18 protein-coding genes are annotated in these 17,306 nt (G+C 68.5%); 8 read left to right on the forward strand and 10 right to left on the reverse strand.

The features are described from left to right. Positions 1–25 precede the first annotated feature (25 nt). Positions 26–1,006: an aldo/keto reductase gene (locus RJQ01_RS02415; protein ID WP_350475113.1), complete on the reverse strand. Its 981-nt coding sequence runs from the start codon at positions 1,004–1,006 to the stop codon at positions 26–28. A gap of 244 nt (positions 1,007–1,250) precedes the next feature. Beyond that, positions 1,251–1,982, reverse strand: a complete 732-nt coding sequence (locus tag RJQ01_RS02420; RefSeq protein ID WP_350475114.1) for a bacteriorhodopsin — start codon at positions 1,980–1,982, stop codon at positions 1,251–1,253. Between the two features lie 257 nt (positions 1,983–2,239). On the opposite strand from RJQ01_RS02420, the gene RJQ01_RS02425 reads away from it, so the two are divergent. From RJQ01_RS02425 to RJQ01_RS02435, 3 genes are read left to right on the forward strand one after another with little or no spacing between them, the layout of a single operon-like run. Beyond that, positions 2,240–2,899, forward strand: a complete 660-nt coding sequence (locus tag RJQ01_RS02425; RefSeq protein ID WP_350475115.1) for a TetR/AcrR family transcriptional regulator — start codon at positions 2,240–2,242, stop codon at positions 2,897–2,899. Beyond that, complete coding sequence (locus tag RJQ01_RS02430; RefSeq protein ID WP_350475116.1) at positions 2,896–3,831, forward strand: ABC transporter ATP-binding protein; 936 nt, start codon at positions 2,896–2,898, stop codon at positions 3,829–3,831. The genes RJQ01_RS02425 and RJQ01_RS02430 overlap by 4 nt, the downstream gene beginning before the upstream one ends. Beyond that, on the forward strand, positions 3,828–4,622 hold the full coding sequence (locus tag RJQ01_RS02435; RefSeq protein WP_350475117.1) for an ABC transporter permease: 795 nt from the start codon (positions 3,828–3,830) through the stop codon (positions 4,620–4,622). The genes RJQ01_RS02430 and RJQ01_RS02435 overlap by 4 nt, the downstream gene beginning before the upstream one ends. 84 nt (positions 4,623–4,706) lie before the next feature. On the opposite strand, the gene RJQ01_RS02440 is transcribed toward RJQ01_RS02435, so the two are convergent. The 4 genes from RJQ01_RS02440 to RJQ01_RS02455 form a co-directional block, all read right to left on the reverse strand. Then, positions 4,707–6,974, reverse strand: coding sequence for a polyribonucleotide nucleotidyltransferase (locus RJQ01_RS02440; RefSeq protein WP_350475118.1), 2,268 nt, complete (start codon positions 6,972–6,974; stop codon positions 4,707–4,709). A gap of 369 nt (positions 6,975–7,343) precedes the next feature. Further along, complete coding sequence (locus RJQ01_RS02445; RefSeq protein WP_350475119.1) at positions 7,344–7,898, reverse strand: hypothetical protein; 555 nt, start codon at positions 7,896–7,898, stop codon at positions 7,344–7,346. Further along, a complete protein-coding gene (locus RJQ01_RS02450) occupies positions 7,895–8,533 on the reverse strand; it encodes a hypothetical protein (protein ID WP_350475120.1) in 639 nt (212 codons plus the stop codon). Before RJQ01_RS02450 ends, RJQ01_RS02445 begins: the two co-directional genes overlap by 4 nt. Next, positions 8,530–9,228, reverse strand: a complete 699-nt coding sequence (locus RJQ01_RS02455; protein WP_350475121.1) for a hypothetical protein — start codon at positions 9,226–9,228, stop codon at positions 8,530–8,532. Before RJQ01_RS02455 ends, RJQ01_RS02450 begins: the two co-directional genes overlap by 4 nt. A 93-nt stretch (positions 9,229–9,321) precedes the next feature. Between RJQ01_RS02455 and RJQ01_RS02460 the strand changes: the two genes are divergently transcribed. Next, entirely contained in the window at positions 9,322–10,335 is a 1,014-nt protein-coding gene (locus RJQ01_RS02460; RefSeq protein ID WP_350475122.1) for a hypothetical protein, read from the forward strand. 37 nt (positions 10,336–10,372) lie between these two features. Here RJQ01_RS02460 and RJQ01_RS02465 read toward each other — a convergent pair whose 3' ends face one another. The 4 genes from RJQ01_RS02465 to RJQ01_RS02480 form a co-directional block, all read right to left on the reverse strand. Then, positions 10,373–10,579: a hypothetical protein gene (locus RJQ01_RS02465; protein ID WP_350475123.1), complete on the reverse strand. Its 207-nt coding sequence runs from the start codon at positions 10,577–10,579 to the stop codon at positions 10,373–10,375. A 75-nt stretch (positions 10,580–10,654) separates the two neighbouring features. Further along, positions 10,655–12,322 (reverse strand): cell wall-binding repeat-containing protein, encoded by a 1,668-nt coding sequence (locus RJQ01_RS02470; protein ID WP_350475124.1) that lies wholly within the window; start codon positions 12,320–12,322, stop codon positions 10,655–10,657. Between the two features lie 190 nt (positions 12,323–12,512). After that, a complete protein-coding gene (gene rpsO, locus RJQ01_RS02475) occupies positions 12,513–12,782 on the reverse strand; it encodes a 30S ribosomal protein S15 (protein ID WP_350475125.1) in 270 nt (89 codons plus the stop codon). A 93-nt stretch (positions 12,783–12,875) separates the two neighbouring features. Next, complete coding sequence (locus RJQ01_RS02480; RefSeq protein ID WP_350475126.1) at positions 12,876–14,489, reverse strand: cell wall-binding repeat-containing protein; 1,614 nt, start codon at positions 14,487–14,489, stop codon at positions 12,876–12,878. Between the two features lie 335 nt (positions 14,490–14,824). Between RJQ01_RS02480 and RJQ01_RS02485 the strand changes: the two genes are divergently transcribed. The 4 genes from RJQ01_RS02485 (at position 14,825) to RJQ01_RS02500 (ending at position 17,256) form a co-directional block, all read left to right on the forward strand. Then, positions 14,825–15,037 carry a hypothetical protein gene (locus tag RJQ01_RS02485; protein ID WP_350475127.1) on the forward strand — a complete coding sequence of 71 codons (213 nt, stop codon included), beginning with the start codon at positions 14,825–14,827 and terminating at the stop codon, positions 15,035–15,037. Positions 15,038–15,194: 157 nt separating this feature from the next. Then, positions 15,195–15,587: an HsmA family protein gene (locus RJQ01_RS02490; RefSeq protein WP_350475128.1), complete on the forward strand. Its 393-nt coding sequence runs from the start codon at positions 15,195–15,197 to the stop codon at positions 15,585–15,587. An 11-nt stretch (positions 15,588–15,598) separates the two neighbouring features. Then, positions 15,599–16,024, forward strand: coding sequence for an OsmC family protein (locus RJQ01_RS02495; protein WP_350475129.1), 426 nt, complete (start codon positions 15,599–15,601; stop codon positions 16,022–16,024). Positions 16,025–16,071: 47 nt separating this feature from the next. Further along, on the forward strand, positions 16,072–17,256 hold the full coding sequence (locus RJQ01_RS02500; protein WP_350475131.1) for a MarP family serine protease: 1,185 nt from the start codon (positions 16,072–16,074) through the stop codon (positions 17,254–17,256). The last annotated feature ends 50 nt before the right edge of the window (positions 17,257–17,306 follow it).

Genomic DNA, 17,306 nt, shown 5'->3' on the forward strand with positions numbered 1-17,306 from the left:
GGCCTCTGCTCGACCCAGGCGAACGCTACTGGCTCACCCTGTCGAGCTCGGTGAGCTGCTGGCGGCTGAGCGCCAGGTGTGGGGCGGCCATCGCGGCGTCGAGCTGGTCGGGCGAGCTGACCGACACGACAGGCGCCACGACGTGCGGCCTGCTGAGCAGCCAGGCAAGGGAGGCGGTCGCCACTGCGCCGCCCGTCTCGGCCGCCACGCGGTCGAGGGCGTGCAGGATGCGCAGGTTGCGGCGCGTGAGCATCGCGGCGACCTCGCGGCCCCGACGGTGCCGTTCGAGATCGGCGCGATTGCGGTACTTGCCCGAGAGCAATCCCGAGGCGAGCGCGAAACGGGGCATGACGCCCAGATCGAGCTGGGCGGCGACGCGCGCCAGCTGAGCCTCGTACTCCTCCCGGTGCACGAGGTTGTAGTGCTGCTGCAGCGCGACCATGTGCGCGACGCCCGACTGGGCGGCGGCGATGCGCGCCTCGATGAGACGATTGCCCGTGTGGTCGCTGCCGCCGAAGTAGCGCACCTTGCCGGCGCGGATGAGCTCGTCCACGGCGAGCAGCGTCTCGTCGAAGGGCACCGTCGGGTCGTCGATGTGCAGGTACAGCAGGTCGATGGCGTCGACCCGTAACCGCTGCAACGACTGCTCGACCGCGCGCTCGATCGATCGGGCCGAGACACCCGGGTTGTCGGGGTTCTTGCCGACCTTCGTCGCAATCGTCAGAGAGTCGCGGTCGCTGCGGCCGTGCATCCAGTTGCCGATCATGATCTCGCTGCGCCCGCCGGCATACGAGTCGGCCGTGTCGATGAGGGTGCCGCCGAGCTCGACGAACCGATCAAGGATGCCCGTGGTCGTCGGCCCGTCGGCGGTCCAGCCGAACGCGGTGCCGCTCAGCGCGAGAGGGAACACCACGAGGTCGCTGGGGCCGATGCGTCGCGGGAGGGGCGTCGGCCCGGTTTCCAGCGCGACAGCACCCGGCTCGGGGGCACTCGTGCGGTCGTTCACGCTGCTGCGTCTTTCTCGGAGCCCGATTCAGGGGAGTCCGCGGTCGTTGATGCCGAGGGTAGCGCGCAGCGGGGGTCGACCCCGACTACGGCTCACGATCGTTACCGTGCCGTGTTGCGCTCCGCGGGCGCCGCACAGCACTGCGGGCGGGATTGCACCGGTGTGCTGATCCCGCCCGCAGTGTCAGTCGAGCCAGGGTGGCGCGGAGCGCTCAGGCGCCCTGCGTCTGGATACCGCCCTGGGCTTACTTGACGCCGACAGACCCCTCGACGCTGCTCTGCTTGGCCGCGCGCACGGCGACGATGCCGAAGCCGACCTTGTTGAGCACGTCCGCGATCACGTAGATGATCGCGGCGATGCCGATGGCGAGGGCGGCGTCGCCACCGCTGACCTCGATGAACTCCTGCGTCGCGGTGCCGATCGGGTAGATCGACCAGCCCACGATGACGAACCACTTCATGATGGTCACCGCGCGCTTGACGTGCGCGGGGCCCGTCGACACGTTCACCGTGAAGACGATGTACACGATGTAGAGCCAGGCGAGGACGGAGAGGATGAAGAAGATGTAGTTGCCGGCCGACCCGGGCTCGCCCACCTCACCGAGGTATCCGAAGACGATCATCGCGATGTCGGCGATGATCAGCTTCACCAGCAAGCCCTTCTTGAGCGCGCCCGCGATCGCGACGATGAGGGCGAACTCCACGAGCAGGAGCGGCGTGGTGAGCAACCAGTCGATGTAGCGCAGCGGCAGGGTGGCTTCGACGTCGGCTGACGTCGCGTTGCCGCCCGGGAACAGCACGACGTCCTTCATGACGTAGTACATGATCGCGGCGATGAACGTGATGACCGCCGCGTAGGTGGCCACCGACCTCAGTTCGGGCTTGAGCTCATTGCGCTCGAGGTAGAACCACAGGGTGCCGGCCGCCATGGCGACGAAACCGAGCATGAAAAAGGCCTGGACGATTTGGATGTCCACAATTCTCCTTTGAATGGTGCCAACCGTCCGCGGGGGCGGGCTGTCAGCGTGCAGGGTGAATACGATGAATTTTCATTCTTCGATACACGCTGGGATCGGGGCCAGTGCGTCTCGGAGCACTGCTGACTCTACGTCGCTATCGGGCCCGACGGGGAGGGAGTTTGCTGGGAGTAAGATGCGTGTCACCTGACACGAGCACGCTTCATCGGAGCGCCGGAGCGTTGCGGCCGAGTGAACGATCGTTTAGAATTCTGAACATGCGTTCAGCGGGCGATGATCTCACAACCAGAGCGCGCATTCGGGATGCCGCTCTCGCGCTGTTCGGCGCGCACGGCTTCGACGGCACGAGCGTGCGGGCGATCGCCGCGCGGGCCGGCGTGAGCGCCGCACTCGTGATCCACCACTACGGCAGCAAGGACGCCCTGCGCACGGCGTGCGACACGGCGATCGTCGACGAGATCATGGGGCGCAAGAAGAGCATGCTCGCCGAGGGCGACCTCGCGACCACGATGCAACGCTGGCTCACCGACCTCGTGACCTTCCGCCCCAGCCTCGACTACCTCGCGCGCATGATCATCGACGGTGGCGACGCGGGCCAGGCGCTCTTCGACCAGCTCGTCGACCGCACAGAGGCGATGATCAGCCAGGGCGTGGAGGACGGCGTCATGAAGGCCCCGAGCGACCTGCGCACAACGGCGGTGATCGTCGCGACGCACGGACTCATGCCCCTCGTGCTCGAGCGACATATCGGGCGCGCTCTCGGCGGCCTCGGTCTCAGCGGCCCCGGCCTGAGCCTCGACGTCGTGCGGCGCCTCACCCTTCCCACCCTCGAGCTCTACACGCACGGGCTCTACGCGGACGACTCCGCACTCTCCGCCGCACGAGCGGCACTGCAGGAAAGGACACCAGGGCCATGACCCCAGCCATCGACATCTCGGCGCTCACGAAGCGCTACGGACGCACCACCGCCTTGCACGGCGTCGACCTCGCCGTCGAACCAGGTCGGGTGTTCGGCGTCATCGGACCCAACGGGGCCGGCAAAACCACGACCATGCGGATTCTGCTCGACATTATCCGCCCCACCTCGGGTACGGTGCGCGTGCTCGGCGAGGACCCACGGCACGCAGGGCCCGCGCTGCGACGCCGCATCGGCTATCTGCCCGGCGAGCTCGCCATGGATGCCCGGCTCAGCGCTCGCGCGCTGCTCACCCACTACGCGCAGCTCAACGGCAGTCGCGATACCGCGCGCATCGAGACGCTGTCGGAGCGCCTCGGCCTCGACCTGAGTCGACCGGTGCGCTCGCTCAGCAAGGGCAACAAGCAGAAGGTCGGGCTCGTGCAGGCCCTCTCCCACTCCCCCGACCTGCTCGTGCTCGACGAGCCCACCAGCGGGCTCGACCCGCTTGTGCAGCAGGAGTTCCTCAGGCTGGTGCGCGAGGCGCGGAATGCCGGCCAGACGGTGTTCTTGAGCTCGCACGTCATCAGCGAGATCGAGCAGGTCGCCGACGAGGTCGCCGTGCTGCGCGACGGCCGCATCGTCGACGTCAGCACGGTCGAGCGCCTGCGGGCCGCCGCTCTCCGCGATATCCGCGTGACGGTGCCGGCCACGTCGGGAGCAGCGTTGGCGCGTCGGCTCGAGCAGCTCGACGCGGCGCAGGACGTCGCAGTGACCGTCGACGCCGGGCGCGAGATCGTGAGTGCTCGACTGAGAGACGGCATTCCCGCCCTGCTCGCGGCGCTCGCCGAGACCGAGGTGCTCGACCTCGTGGTGCAGGAGCCCGACCTCGAGCGCGCTGTGCTGCAGTTCTACGGCGCCGGATCCGCGACGGCCGAGGAGGTGCCGGCATGAGCGCGCTTCCCCTCTTCCGCCGTGCTCTCGCCGACTCGTGGCGAGGGCTCCTCGGCTGGGGCCTGGGCCTCGCCGCCGTCGTCGGACTGTACCTGCCGCTCTATCCCTCCATCGGCGGCAACCCTGAGTTCCTCGCGATCATCGAGAGCCTTCCGCCCGAACTGGTCACCGCCCTCAGCTACGACCAGATCACCACGGGATCGGGCTACACCCTCGGCACCGTCTACGGGCTGCTCGGCTTCGTGTTGCTCACGATCGCCGCCGTCGCCTGGGGCGCCAGCGCTATCGCCGGGGACGAGGAGCGCGGCACGCTCGAACTCACGCTCGCGCACGGCGTCAGTAGACACCAGATCGTGCTCGAGCGCCTCGCCGCGATCATCGTCAAGCTCGTGGTGCTCGCCGCCTGGGTGACGCTCCTCGTCTCCGCCGTCAACGGCCCGAGCGAGCTCGACCTCAGCACGGCGGGCATCCTCGCCGGTGGGGTCGCCCTGCTCGGCACCGGTCTGCTCACCGCGACGATCGGGCTCGCGGCCGGCGCCGTGACGGGCCGACGGATGATCGCGATCGGCACGGGCGCAGGCGTGGCCGTGCTGGGCTATGCGCTCAACGCCCTCGGCAATCAGAACGCCGATCTGGAATGGCTGCACGCCGCCTCGCCCTACCACTGGGCGTACGGCGTCAACCCTCTCGAGGCGGGGCTTGAGCCGAGCGTCTGGCTGCTGTACGCCGTCGCCGCCGTGGCGAGCGTGGTGGCCGTGCTCGCCTTCCGCCGCCGCGACGTCGGCGTCTGATCAGCCGGCTTCGGCCCGAACGACGGATGCCCGCCCCGAGCGATCGGGGCGGGCATCCTGTCGTTCTGCGGGGGTGGTCGGCGCTTAGCCGTCCTCACCCTCGGCGGGGGCGTCGCCGCCCTCGCCCTCGGCGAGCACCGGCGCGAGCGAGAGCTTGCCGCGGTCGTCGGTCTTCGTGATCTCGACGAGGATCTTCTGACCCACCGCGAGCACGTCTTCGACGTTCTCGACGCGCTTGCCACCGGCGAGCTTGCGCACCTCGCTGATGTGCAGCAGGCCGTCCTTGCCGGGCAGCAGCGAGACGAACGCGCCGAAGGCGGCGATCTTCACGACCGTGCCCAGGTACTGCTCGCCGACCTCCGGGTTGACGGGGTTGGCGATCGCGTTGACCTGCAGGCGGGCGGCCTCGGCCGAGGGGCCGTCGACCGCACCGATGTAGACGGTGCCGTTCTCCTCGATGGAGATCTGCGCGCCCGTCTCATCCTGAATCGAGTTGATCGTCTTGCCCTTCGGCCCGATGAGCTCGCCGATCTTGTCGACCGGAATCTGCACGCTGATGACGCGCGGCGCGGTCGGGGCCATCTCGTCGGGAGCGTCGATCGCCTGGTGCATCACGTCGAGAATCGCGTGGCGCGCCTCGCGAGCCTGGGTCAGCGCGCCCTGCAGCACCGACGACGGGATGCCGTCGAGCTTCGTGTCGAGCTGGATCGCCGTGACGAACTCGCGCGTACCGGCGACCTTGAAGTCCATGTCGCCGAGGGCGTCCTCGGCACCGAGGATGTCGGTGAGGGCCGCGTAGCGGGTCTCACCATCCACCACGTCGCTGATGAGGCCCATCGCGATGCCCGCGACCGGCGCCTTGAGGGGCACACCCGCGTTGAGCAGCGAGAGGGTCGACGCACACACCGAGCCCATCGAGGTCGAGCCGTTCGAGCTGAGCGCCTCGGAGACCTGGCGGATCGCGTAGGGGAACTCCTCGCGGCTCGGCAGCACCGGCACGAGCGCGCGCTCGGCCAGGAAGCCGTGCCCGATCTCGCGACGCTTCGGGGAACCGACACGGCCGGTCTCGCCGGTCGAGTACGGCGGGAAGTTGTAGTGGTGCATGTAGCGCTTGCTCGTCACCGGGCTCAGCGAGTCGATCTGCTGCTCGAGCTTCAGCATGTTGAGCGTCGTGACGCCGAGAATCTGCGTCTCGCCGCGCTGGAAGACGGCCGAGCCGTGCACGCGCGGGATGACCTGAACCTCGGCGTCGAGCGCGCGGATGTCGGCGAGACCTCGGCCGTCGATGCGCACACCCTCGGTGAGAACGCGCTGACGCATGATCTGCTTCGAGACCGACTTGTAGGCGGCGCTGAAGTCTTTGAGCGCCTCCTCGTCGAGTTCTCCCGCGGCGACCTTGCCCTCGATCGCGACCTTCGTGCGCGCCTTGAGCTCGTCGTCGGCCGTCTGACGCTCCACCTTGTCGGCGATCTGGTAAACCTTCGCGAGCTCGTCGTGCGCGAGACCGTCGACGGCGGCGTAGAGCTCGTCGCTGTAGCTGAGGAAGACCGGGTAGTCCTGGATCTCCTTCGCCGACTGCGCCGCCAGCTCCTGCTGCGCCTTGGCGAGCTTCATGATGAAGGGCTTCGAGGCCTCGAGACCCTCCGCCACGATGTCCTCGCTCGGCTTGACGGCACCGCCCTGGATGAGACCCCAGCTGTTCTCCGTGGCCTCCGCCTCGACCATCGTGATCGCGACATCCTCGCTGCCATCGGCGGCCGTCACGACGCGACCGGCGACGATGATGTCGAACACGGCCTCCTCGAGCTGGCTCGCCTTGGGGAACGCGACCCACTGGCCGCCACCCTTGCTGTCGGGCATGAGCGCGAGGCGCACCGAGGCGATCGGGCCGCTGAACGGCAGCCCGGAGATCTGCGTCGACGCGCTCGCGGCGTTGATCGCGAGAGCGTCGTAGAACTCGTCGGGCGCGATGCTCATGACGGTGATGACGATCTGCACCTCGTTGCGCAGACCCGTGACGAAGGTCGGGCGCAGCGGGCGGTCGATGAGGCGGCACACGAGAATCGCCTCGGTCGAGGGGCGGCCCTCGCGGCGGAAGAACGAGCCGGGGATCTTGCCGGCGGCGTATGAGCGCTCTTCGACGTCCACCGTGAGGGGGAAGAAGTCGAAGCCCTCACGAGGGTGCTTGCCGGCGCTCGTCGCGCTCAGCAGCATCGTCTCCTCGTCGAGGTACGCGGCGACGGCGCCCTGCGCCTGCTGCGCGAGACGACCGGTTTCGAATCGGACGGTGCGGGTGCCGTACGTGCCGTTGTCCAGCACGGCTTCGGCGAACTTGATTTCAGGACCTTCCACGAGGTCTTACTCCTTTGCGTCTGTGCCCACCCGCCCCGTATGGGCGGGCGTGCGAGAACGCGCAGAGCAGGAGCGGGCAGGAAGGGACTGTGTCGGCGAGGGACGGTGTTGCTGTGTGTCGCCGGACGTCTGTTTCTGGCCAACAGTAGACATCCACCGAATCATGCGAGAGTCGGGAGATCACCACCGGTGACCAGCTTCGAGCCGGCCTGCTCCGTGCGGTTTTCAGTTGATGGCGCAGAACTGCGCCGTCGGACAGGCTATCAGGGCGTTCTGCGGGTTCCTAGCGAACGACGCGCTTGCGCGCCGACAAGATCGCGACGGCCTGATCTCTCCGGAGGCATCGTGGCCGCGCGGGATCAGCACCGGTCACGAGAGACTGTCGGGACGATACGGGTCGTGGGGCGCGCCGTCATCACGGTCGGTGCCGGTCGCGCCGAGATCACGGGAGTCGAGGTCGTCGGGCCCGGGTGGAAGGCCCGTGTGATCGATCACCCTCAGGCCGATGACACCCGCGAACGCTTCGATGCGCGCTGACCCCAGTCTGACGCTGAGAGGCATGATCGGCCTGCGCCCCTCGAGCACCCACAGTCGGGGCCGTTGCCGTCGGTCGAGCCAGCGGCCGATCGTGAGGCCGTCGTGGAACGGTACGACGCTCGCGCCGAGCGGCCCGCGCACCACGAGAGCCTCGCCGTCTGACCGGATGCTCGTGCGCCACCTCACCGTGACGGCCCACACCGCAGCGGCCAGCCACCCGAAGGCGAGCAGCAGCGCCACAGCGACGACGAGTCGAGCGGTAGCGGGGATCACGCCGTCGAGTCCGAGCGCGAGCGCACCGCTGACGACGACGCCGAGAGCGAGGACGAGAGCCGCGCCCCAGCGGCCCAGCGGAGCGCGCAGCACGGCGCGTGGTCGCGCTGTCACGGCGCCTCCGCCCCGCTCGCGCCCCTCGGCAATGGTGGGATGCTCGCGAGAAGGCTCGAGGGGTGCGGGCACAGCGCGCTCAAGCGGGCGCGCTCGGCGATATCGCCTCCGGCCGCCGCGTAGGGATCCCACCCCGGAGTGCTTCCGCCGGAGAGGATCGCGAATGGCCCATCGGGGGCGGGCGGGGCGTGCACGCCGCTGCGCCGCAGGCACGACGGCAGGCCCACGCGCACATACTCGGTGATCCAGGCCACCTCGACCGGCCCTGGGTCGTTCACCGCGAGGCTCGGAGGCGGAAAACGTGATTCGCAGCTGTACGTCGCCAGGTCGAGCGCGCGAGCCCCGTCGGTGACACTCGTCAGTTCGTAGATGCACCGCGGGTAGACCTGCCCCCACTGGCCCGGCTCGAGCCACGCCTCGACCTCGTGCTGCGGCAGCTGCATGTCCGGCCAGCGGCTGCGGAGGTACGCTGCATGGCTCTCCAGAAGCACCTCCACGCGGCTCTCCAGCCGGTCATAGCGCTCGGTTGCCACATCGTCGAGGTCGAACTGCGGCGAGGGAGCGGGCGCGCAGGCTGTTAGTACTGCGCCGACAGCGAGTGCGAGCATCCCGACAACGGCGTTGCGCCCCGTCATGACGCGCCCTCCAGCACAACCTCGGGGGGCGGGCACTGCGTGCGGGCTCGCTGCTCGAGCACGGGGTCGGCGGCGAGTTCCGCGTACGGATCCCAGGCGTCGTCGGCACCCCACTGCGCCAGGAACTCCGATTCGGGTGGGAGTGCCGGCGGCCGGTGGCCGAAGGCGAGCAGGCACGGCACGAGCACCTCGCGAGCGTACTGCCAGGCCCACGGGCCCTCGATTCCGGCAAGCTCGTCGGCATACCAGCCACGAGAGGGGTACCGCGATTGGCAGACGAGCACCGCCACATCGGCGAGGAAGAGCTCGCGGGGCCCCTCGGCCCGCACCCCGCTGAAGTCGATCCGCTCGCCGTCGTCGGCGGGGCGTGCGCCGACGACACCCTCCCCCTCGAGACAGGTCGATATGACCTGCGCCCACTCGCTCGCTCCCACCCAGCGCTCGACCGAGGTCTCCGGCAGCGTCACCGGGCCCCACTTGTCGCGCAGAAACCTGGTCGCCCTGTCGAGATCCACCTCGAACGATTCTGCGGCGGCACGATCGCGATCCACCACCGTCGCGGTGAGCGAGTCCTCCACCGCCCCGCTGGGAGCGGAGCAGCCAGCGACGACGCTGAGGATGAGAGCGGATGCCGCCGCGCCGGCCACGCGACGGCGCGCGCGCCCGCCGCGCCCGGACGCCGCACCGCGAAGCATTACGCCAGGTTCGCACGAGTGGCGCCGAATCCGCTGACAACCGGGGCAGCCGCCGCGCGCGGTGCGCCGCTCATGTTGTAGCGTTCGAGTCGGATGCCGACTCGCGGCGCCGTCGGCCTCCTGGAGCAGCCCGTGTCAACGCCCGCCGATCGTTTCGCACCCATCGAACCGCCGACCCCCGAGCGCGAGCACGAGGTGACGGCGGCGCAGTCGGCCCATCCGACGGCGCCTCGCACCCCGGTGAGTCGAGAGCGCGCCCCGTGGTCGACGTCACGGCGGTGGACCCTCGGTGTGGGCATCGCCGCGGCATCACTCGGCCTGCTCTCCGCGCTCGTCGCCGGGGTCGTCGCCGTCGGCGGGGCGATCGTGGAATCCGCCGGAGAGTGGGGAATCCTGCCTCCCGAGGAGGTTCCGCTCGTGGTCGGGGATGAGCCTGCGCTTGAGCCTCTCGAGCCCGAATCGTGCCCGGAGCGCTGCTTCGGGCCAGAGGCCATCGATGCCTCGCGCCTCGACGCCTCGCTCTACAACGACCTCGGGCTCTCCGTGATCTACGGCGGCATGGGGTGGCAACCGCAGACGCAGGGCGCGGAGGCCTTCGATATCGCGGCCAACGCGTGGTCGATCGAGGACGGCGCGCCGGACTCGTGCTTCGTCACCTATTCCGAGGCTCCGCTCGCCTATGCCCTCGACGATGGGCCCACCGTCGGCGCCGATACCGTGCACTACATCGCCTCGCGCGGCTCGGAGGACGAGCAGAACGTGCTGAGCCAGACTCTGCGGCTCTTCCCGACCGGGGACGAGGCAGCGGCCCACATGAGAGATCTGCACGGTCTTCTCAGTGCCTGTTCCCGCTACCGACTCGGAAGCGGCTGGAACGCCGCCGTCAGCACCTCGCCCGCCCTCTCGGTACCCCCGACGGTCGTCGGCGTCGGCTGGGTCGAGGTCGATGAGTTCGGCTGGCGGTACTACTCGTTCGACCTGCAGCGGGGCAACGCCGTCTCTCGCATCGCCCTCTCCACGGATACGAGCATCAGCGAGAGCGAGTTCCGAGACCTCGTCGAGTCGGCCGCGGTCGACATGGCGGGGTGGAGCCTCACGTCGCCCTGAGTCGTCGACTCGCCGACAAGGGGGCCGCCTTGGCGCGTTATCCGCGCCGCTTGAGCAGCCATTCGACGACGTAGCTGAACACGAGCGCGAGCGCACCGATCACGAGCAGGAGGCGGAAGACGCCGCGGAACGGCCCCAGCCAGTTGGCGAACGCGAGCACGATGGTCAGCAGCAGCACCCCGACGATCACGATGCGCAGCGTGCTCAGTCTCCGCACTGCAGAGCGAGGTCGGTCGCGGTTCACCGCCCTATCGTCGCAGATGCGACGGCGCTGCCTCCCGAGTGCGCGCGCGTGGACTCGGGAGGCCAACGCGCCGGGTCAGCACTCTCGCAGAGCGAAGACTCTGCTCGACAGAACCGCGGTGCCGCCGAGGAGGGTCACGGTGGAAGGATCCACGCCATCGGGACCCAGTTCACTCAGCACACCCGAGGGCACGCAGTTGGAGGGAACGGAGAACAGCGCCGCGTTCCGTGCTCCGGCAAGGGCAGCACCGGCGAGAGCGTCAGCGAATCCCGTTCCGGTCGCGAAGTACGCCGTGCTGAAGGTCTTGGAACCGGTGCCGTTGATGAGCAGGGACGTCGCGTAGCGATCAGCCCCGCCCAGGCGCGTCACCGCCGATGAGCCGAAGGCGCTCCGCAGCTGCGAGGCGATGCCGGAGGAGACAGCACTCGTGCCGCCGGCGATGATGATCTCCGTCGCGCCGCTCGAGGTCAACCACGAGAGCTGCGAGGTGGACAGACGCGACGCGTCGCCGTCGACGAGCACGACAGGCCAGTCGAGTCCGCCAGCGGATGCCGCCGCCGCCAGTGCATCGGCGTAGTTTCGGCCCGTCGCGATGAAGGCACCGTCGAAACCCGTGGGGAACGCATCATCGACGAGCAGTCGGGCGGTCGAGTAGCGATCGGCGCCACCCATGCGGCGCACAACCGGAGCGAGAGCCTCGAGTTGAGTCTGTACTCGAGCGGAGACGACGCTCGTGCCGCCCGCGATCACAATCTCGCCCGGCTGGAAACGCTGAATCTCTGCCTTCACTGCGGCTGGCAGCGAATCCGAAGGCGTCAAGAGCAGCGGGCTGTTGAATTTCGCGGCAAGCGCGGCTGCGGCCAGGGCATCCGGGTAGTTGCTGCCGGCGGCGATGTACAGGATGGCTCCGGGGTCTCCGCTCGCCGTATCGAACTCACCCGACACCGCCACCGCGGTGGCGTAACGGTCGGAGCCCGACAAGCGGTCGACTGTAATCGGCCCGAGGACGGACATCTGTGCGGTGAAGGACGCCGAGCCGTTGTTGAACAGGGCGATTTCCTCGGCCTCCGCCGCGAGCTTGGTCTGCGAGTGGTACATCGTGCGGTAGTTGGTCGAGCCGAAATCGAAGTAGCGAATCTGGAATCGGCCAGGCTGGACGTTGTCCACGCTCCAGTTGCCCGACGCATCCAAGGGGAAGACTAGACTCCCGCCGCTGTAAAGCCACGTTCCAAAACCGTTGTCGACGAGGATGTCAATGCTGACGCTCCAGTCGTTGCTGGGACCGTTCTCGCCCGTGACGGTGCCGCTGAGGCTGACACCCGTCACCACCTCGATGTCGACCACCTCTGTATCACTCTCCGCGAGGGCAAAGGTCCCGGACGATGAGACCGTCGGCTTGTAGTCCCAGCAGACGTTGGCGTGGATGGGAGTCGCCCCGCCGCCTTGGACGCAGACTTTGTAGTCGTCTGCTGCCAGGTCGGGGAATGCGTAGTTTCCGGACGAATCGGTCGTGTCGAAGGCGACCGTTTGGTTGATCGAATCGAACAGGATGACCGTCGAGTTCAACACCGGGGCACCACCGGGAAAGAACGTCACGACGCCCTGGACGACCGCGTCATCGGCGGCCTGCGCTGGCGCTGCGGGAATCAGCAGAGCCGCTCCGACGAGGACGCTTGTGAGGAGCGCGGGCCAGCGCGATCGCCGTGCGGTGGATTCGGTAGATGCAGCTGACGTCATCGTCATCTTCGGCTTCTCTCATCAAGGCGTGAAAACGACTCTAGTTCTTGCCGATCATCCACCGCTACCCGCACCTCGAGAGGGCAAGCCGCGTTGGCGATGGCAGAGGGGCCGATCGAGACCCGCGGAACGACGAAAGCCGCCTCCCGACGATGCGGGGGCGGCCTTCGCGCAAGAAGTTCGCGGTGTCAGTCGCTTAGCGGCGCAGACCCAGGCGCTCGATCAGCGAGCGGTAGCGCTCGATGTCGATGTCCTGCAGGTAACCCAGCAGGCGGCGGCGCTGGCCAACGAGCAGCAGCAGGCCACGACGTGAGTGATGGTCGTGCTTGTGCTCCTTGAGGTGCTCCGTGAGGTCCTTGATGCGACGCGTGAGCATCGCCACCTGGACCTCGGGGGACCCAGTGTCACCGGGGTGGGTTGCGTACTCGTCGATGATCGCCTTCTTGACGTTTGCTTCGAGTGCCATAGAGGGGATCCCCTTCCTGCTCGTTGCGCGGCGCCCTGGGCGGGATGCCCGAGCTCTCTTGACCCGCGGCCGTTAGACGGCAACCTTGCGATACTAGCAGGCGGTCAGATCGCGCACTCCGTTGGTGAGGACCGCAGTGCCGCCCAGCAGCCAGATCTTCTCCACCTTCATCGTTTCGAAGAGGTCGAGCACATCGGAAGGCACGCACGTACGAGGAACAGTGAACAGGGGCGCCGAGGGGTCCTGTGCGCCCGCGAGAGCGGCCCCGGCGAGAGCGTCGGCGAAGCCAGTGCCGACCGCGAAGAAGGCGTTCGGGTCATCCCCGACGTCCTGAGTCACGAAGAGCTCGGAGTTGATGAGCACCGACGTCGCATAGCGGTCTGCGCCTCCGAGGCGCGTGACGCTCGAGACCGAATCGATACCGGCCAACGAGGAGCTGACTCCGTTCGAGACGACGGCCGTACCGCCCGCGATGTAGACATCCGTGACACCCAGTCCTCCGGAGCCGATGAGCGAACGAGTTGCCGACGGCACCGACGAGGCCGTGCCATCGACGAGGATGACCGGGGCCGACTTCTTCGCGGCAGCAGCGGTCGCCGCAAGCGCATCCGGAAAGTTCGCGCCCGTAGCGATGAACGCGTCGCTCGCGCTCGGGAACGCATCGTCGACCAGCAGACGCGAGGTCTCATAGCGGTTCGCGCCGCCGATGCGAACGACGGTGTCGACGACGGCGTCGATCGCCGACCTCACCGAATTCGAGACGACGGCGCTGCCGCCAGCGATGATCACGGTCTCTGGCTGCAGACGAATGAGCTCGTTGCGCACCGCCGTCGGCAGGCTGGTGCCTTCCGTCAGGAGGAGGGGGGCATCCCGGAATGCGGCAGCCGGACCAGCGCTCAGCGCATCCGGGTAGTTGGCACCGCTCGCGATGTAGACGTAACTGCCCTCAGCGCCCGCGAACGAGTCGAACTGCTGCGAGACAGCCACCGCCGTCTCGTAGCGATTCGCCCCCGAGAGGCGTTCGTTGGCGACCGGACCGAGTGTGGTCATGGTGACCTGCGGCACGTCGAAGACCTGGCTTGACACCACCGTGATCTCGACACCGTCCTCGAACGCGAACACATTGTCGTAGACCTCGGTGCGGTACGTGCCCGGTCCGTCAGGGCGCTGATCCGAGAAATTCAGGACGTAGGTGCCTGGGAGCAGGTCGATCTCCCAACTCACGGGGTTCGTATCCCACTCGACCAAGTCGCCGCCGACGGAGGTGTACTCGCCTCCGTCTTCCTCCCACGCCTGCACAAAGAGCTCGTCGCCTGTCGGTCCGTCCGCACCGACCACGGTTCCCTGAATCGTGGCCTCTGTCACGAGCTCCGCATCCGCCACGAGCGTTTCCGCGTCCGCGAGCGTAAAGGGGGTCGCATTAGGGAAGAACGTTCCGCTGGGGTACCACGCCGGCCGATAATTCGCCGTTGGCCCGACACCCGTGAACGAGAGTTTGTAGGTGCCAGCGTCCAGGCCCTCTAGTGAGTATTCACCGTTCTCGTCGGTCGACGCGTTCGCCACGTCGGTGAGCGGGAGATCAGAATTCCAGAGCGTGACCGTAATGCCCTGGATCGGAAGGGTAGAACCCTGGTCGATCACCGTGCCCGAAATGCTGGCCGTGCCCGCGGCGCTCGCAGCGGTCGGTGCGACGAGAAGACTGCCCACCACCGCCACGGTCAGGACTACAGGAGCGAAACGGCGGCGAAAACGAAGTGCGACGGTCTTATCCTGAGCTCCCTCACCACGAAAACGAATCAGGTTTCGACCCTAACTGACGGGAAGGTCGTGCGCCAGAACCGCTCACGCCAAGCTACCCGTGCCCGTGTAGCCTTCGGCAGACTCAGCCGCGGCCGGGCAGCCTGCAGCGGCCGCGCCCGCGCCTTCCGCGTCGGCGGCTGGGGCCGCCCGCTCGCCGCTCGCACTGTGGGCGATGATCTCGGGCATCGTCGCTATCGTGAGCGCGGCCATTTCGGGCCTGAGCTTCGTGGCCTGAATTCCCGGTGTTGCCCGCTGGCCCCGACTCGATCGGCGTCGCGACGATCACCCACAACGGCAGCCGCGACGTTGCGATCTGGTCGCTCAACGAAGGACTGGAGCAGAGCGACCTGCTCGTCGACGAGATCGGCAACTACATCGGCCAGGTGCGCTGGCAGCGTGGGAGTGCACTGATCCAGGTGTCGACCGACGGCGACTGGTCGATCGACCTGCAGTAACCCATTTCGGGTGCGGACATGCGACCCCTCGCCCGCACCCGCGACCAGGTTCTCCGTTCATCGCCCGCGCTGAACCTTCCGGTCACGACCCGGGACCTTCGTCCTCATCTCGCCTGCAACGCTCGCGCACGCGGCGCGCGGCGCGCAGACTGGCCTCATGCTGCTTCCCGCGATCATCCTCATCACCCTCGCCCTGGTCTTCTACACGATCGGCGTGTGGGCCGAACGCGCGCAGAAGGTGCTCAAGGCCTGGCACACGGTGTTCTTCGGGCTCGGCCTCGCCGCCGACGCGAGCGGCACCTACCTCATGAGCCTCATCGCCGAGGGCAATCGCGAGGCTGGCGTCGAGCCGGGCATCCTCACCCAGATCATGGCCATCAGCGGAGTCATCGCCCTCGTGCTCATGGCGGTGCACTTCGTCTGGGCGATCGTCGTGCTCGTGCGCGACCGCGAGGCTGAGAAGCACCGCTTCCACCGGTTCTCCGTCATCGTGTGGGCCATCTGGCTCGTGCCGTACCTCACGGGCGCGGTCGGCTCGAGCCTCGGCTGAGAGGGCTTCCCATGACGTCCGCTGCCCTGACCTACCGCGTGAGCGCCCGAGCCGACGTCGCATCGGCCACCGTGCGTGCCGCCGCCGACGAGCTGACTCTCGACACCCGATGGCAACCCTCCGAGCCCAGCGGCCACCCCGGGCCCGCCGAGCTGCTCGCGAGCGCCTTCGCGGCATGCCTGCTCAAGAACGTCGCGCGCTCGAGCGCGCTGCTGCCGTTCGCGTACGAGAGCGCAGAAGTCACGGTCGTGATGCATCGACAGGATGCTCCACCGCGGTTCACCGCCCTCGAGTACGCCCTGCACCTGGTCACGAGCGAGCCCGCGCACCGCGTCGAGCTGCTGCACCGCAACCTTCAGAAGTTCGGAACGGTGTACAACACTCTTGCGGCGGTGTGCGACGTGAGCGGCGCGGTGACGAGCAGCCCGCCCGCATAGAGCACGCGTAGCCTGGGCCCCGTGACCGCACCCCCGTCGAGAGAGCCATGACGGCCGTGCTGCCGCTCGTCATCGACGTGCTGCTGATCCTCGCCCTGCTCGGCGCCGTCCTGCGCGGCGCGCGCGCAGGCTTCGTGTACACCCTCGGGTCGACGATCGGCGCCGTCGTCGGAGCCCTCGCCGCCGTCGTACTCGTGCCCGCCATCGCCTCGTGGGTGCCCGACCCGCAGTGGCGCATCGGCGCCGTCTTCGCCGCCATCGCGCTGCTCGTCATCGGAGGCTTGAGCCTCGGCGAGGTGATCGGGCACCACTGGCGGCGCCGCGTGCGCAAGAAACTGCGCAGCGTCGACCGTGTCGTCGGAGCAGTCGCGGGCGGCACCGTCGGGGTGCTCGTCGTCAGTCTGCTCGCCCCCACCGTCACCGCACTCGGCATACCCCTCGTCTCCCCCGCCGTCGCGAACTCGACCGTGCTCAGCACGATCGAGAAGTACACGCCAGACCCGGTGGCCCGAGCGCTCGGGCAGGTGCGCGGGCTCGTCGTGGGCGAAGGCATCCCCCGCATTGCGGACGCCCTCGGCGCACTCGACACCGGCCCGCCGCCCACCATCGACGGCGGAAGCGCCGCCCTCACGGCCGCCGCGCAGTCGGTGGGAAGGGTGACAGGCGCCGCCTACGCGTGCGGCCAGACGCAGTCCGGCAGCGCCTTCGTCATCGCCGAGGGGCGGCTGCTCACCAACGCGCACGTCGTCGCGGGCGTGACCGAGCCGACCGTCGACATGCCCGGAATCGGGGGCATCGCCGGGCGCGTCGTCTACTTCGACCCTCAGCAAGACATCGCCGTCATCGCGATCGACGGGCTCAGTACGGCCCCGCTCGCGCTCGGGGAGACGCTCTCCAGCGGCACCGTCGCCGTGCAGGGGTATCCCTACGGAGGGCCCTTCGCCTCGACCGGTGCCGAGATCGTCGAGGTGCGCACGATCGAGGCGGCGAGCATCGACGGCGGCAGCCGCGCACCCCGCGAGTCGTACACCCTCGCGGCGGACGTCAACCCCGGAAACTCGGGCGGACCGGTGCTCGACCTCGACGGGGCCGTCATCGGCATGGTGTACGCCCGCTCTGCCACGCGCGACGACATCGGGTACGCGCACACCGTGCGCGAGCTGGACAAGGTCATCGCCGAAGCGCCCGAGCTGACCGACACCGTCGACTCGGGGCGCTGCACGACCCGGTAACCGACTCGCGGAACCGGGCAGCGATCGTGGCGATGCGATCGGCCAGCACG

It is taken from the genome of Microcella sp. (genome assembly GCF_040286215.1).
Taxonomy (GTDB): domain Bacteria; phylum Actinomycetota; class Actinomycetes; order Actinomycetales; family Microbacteriaceae; genus Microcella.

Bases quoted from the DNA above. Each gene is read 5' to 3' on its own strand.
- RJQ01_RS02435 (WP_350475117.1), top strand. From the start codon at position 3,828: ATGAGCGCGCTTCCCCTCTTCCGCCGTGCTCTCGCCGACTCGTGGCGA.
- RJQ01_RS02495 (WP_350475129.1), top strand. From the start codon at position 15,599: ATGACGTCCGCTGCCCTGACCTACCGCGTGAGCGCCCGAGCCGACGTC.
- RJQ01_RS02490 (WP_350475128.1), top strand. From the start codon at position 15,195: ATGCTGCTTCCCGCGATCATCCTCATCACCCTCGCCCTGGTCTTCTAC.
- RJQ01_RS02430 (WP_350475116.1), top strand. From the start codon at position 2,896: ATGACCCCAGCCATCGACATCTCGGCGCTCACGAAGCGCTACGGACGC.
- RJQ01_RS02500 (WP_350475131.1), top strand. From the start codon at position 16,072: ATGACGGCCGTGCTGCCGCTCGTCATCGACGTGCTGCTGATCCTCGCC.
- RJQ01_RS02425 (WP_350475115.1), top strand. From the start codon at position 2,240: ATGCGTTCAGCGGGCGATGATCTCACAACCAGAGCGCGCATTCGGGAT.
- RJQ01_RS02450 (WP_350475120.1), bottom strand. From the start codon at position 8,533: ATGACGGGGCGCAACGCCGTTGTCGGGATGCTCGCACTCGCTGTCGGC.
- RJQ01_RS02460 (WP_350475122.1), top strand. From the start codon at position 9,322: ATGCCGACTCGCGGCGCCGTCGGCCTCCTGGAGCAGCCCGTGTCAACG.
- rpsO (WP_350475125.1), bottom strand. From the start codon at position 12,782: ATGGCACTCGAAGCAAACGTCAAGAAGGCGATCATCGACGAGTACGCA.
- RJQ01_RS02470 (WP_350475124.1), bottom strand. From the start codon at position 12,322: ATGACGATGACGTCAGCTGCATCTACCGAATCCACCGCACGGCGATCG.
- RJQ01_RS02455 (WP_350475121.1), bottom strand. From the start codon at position 9,228: ATGCTTCGCGGTGCGGCGTCCGGGCGCGGCGGGCGCGCGCGCCGTCGC.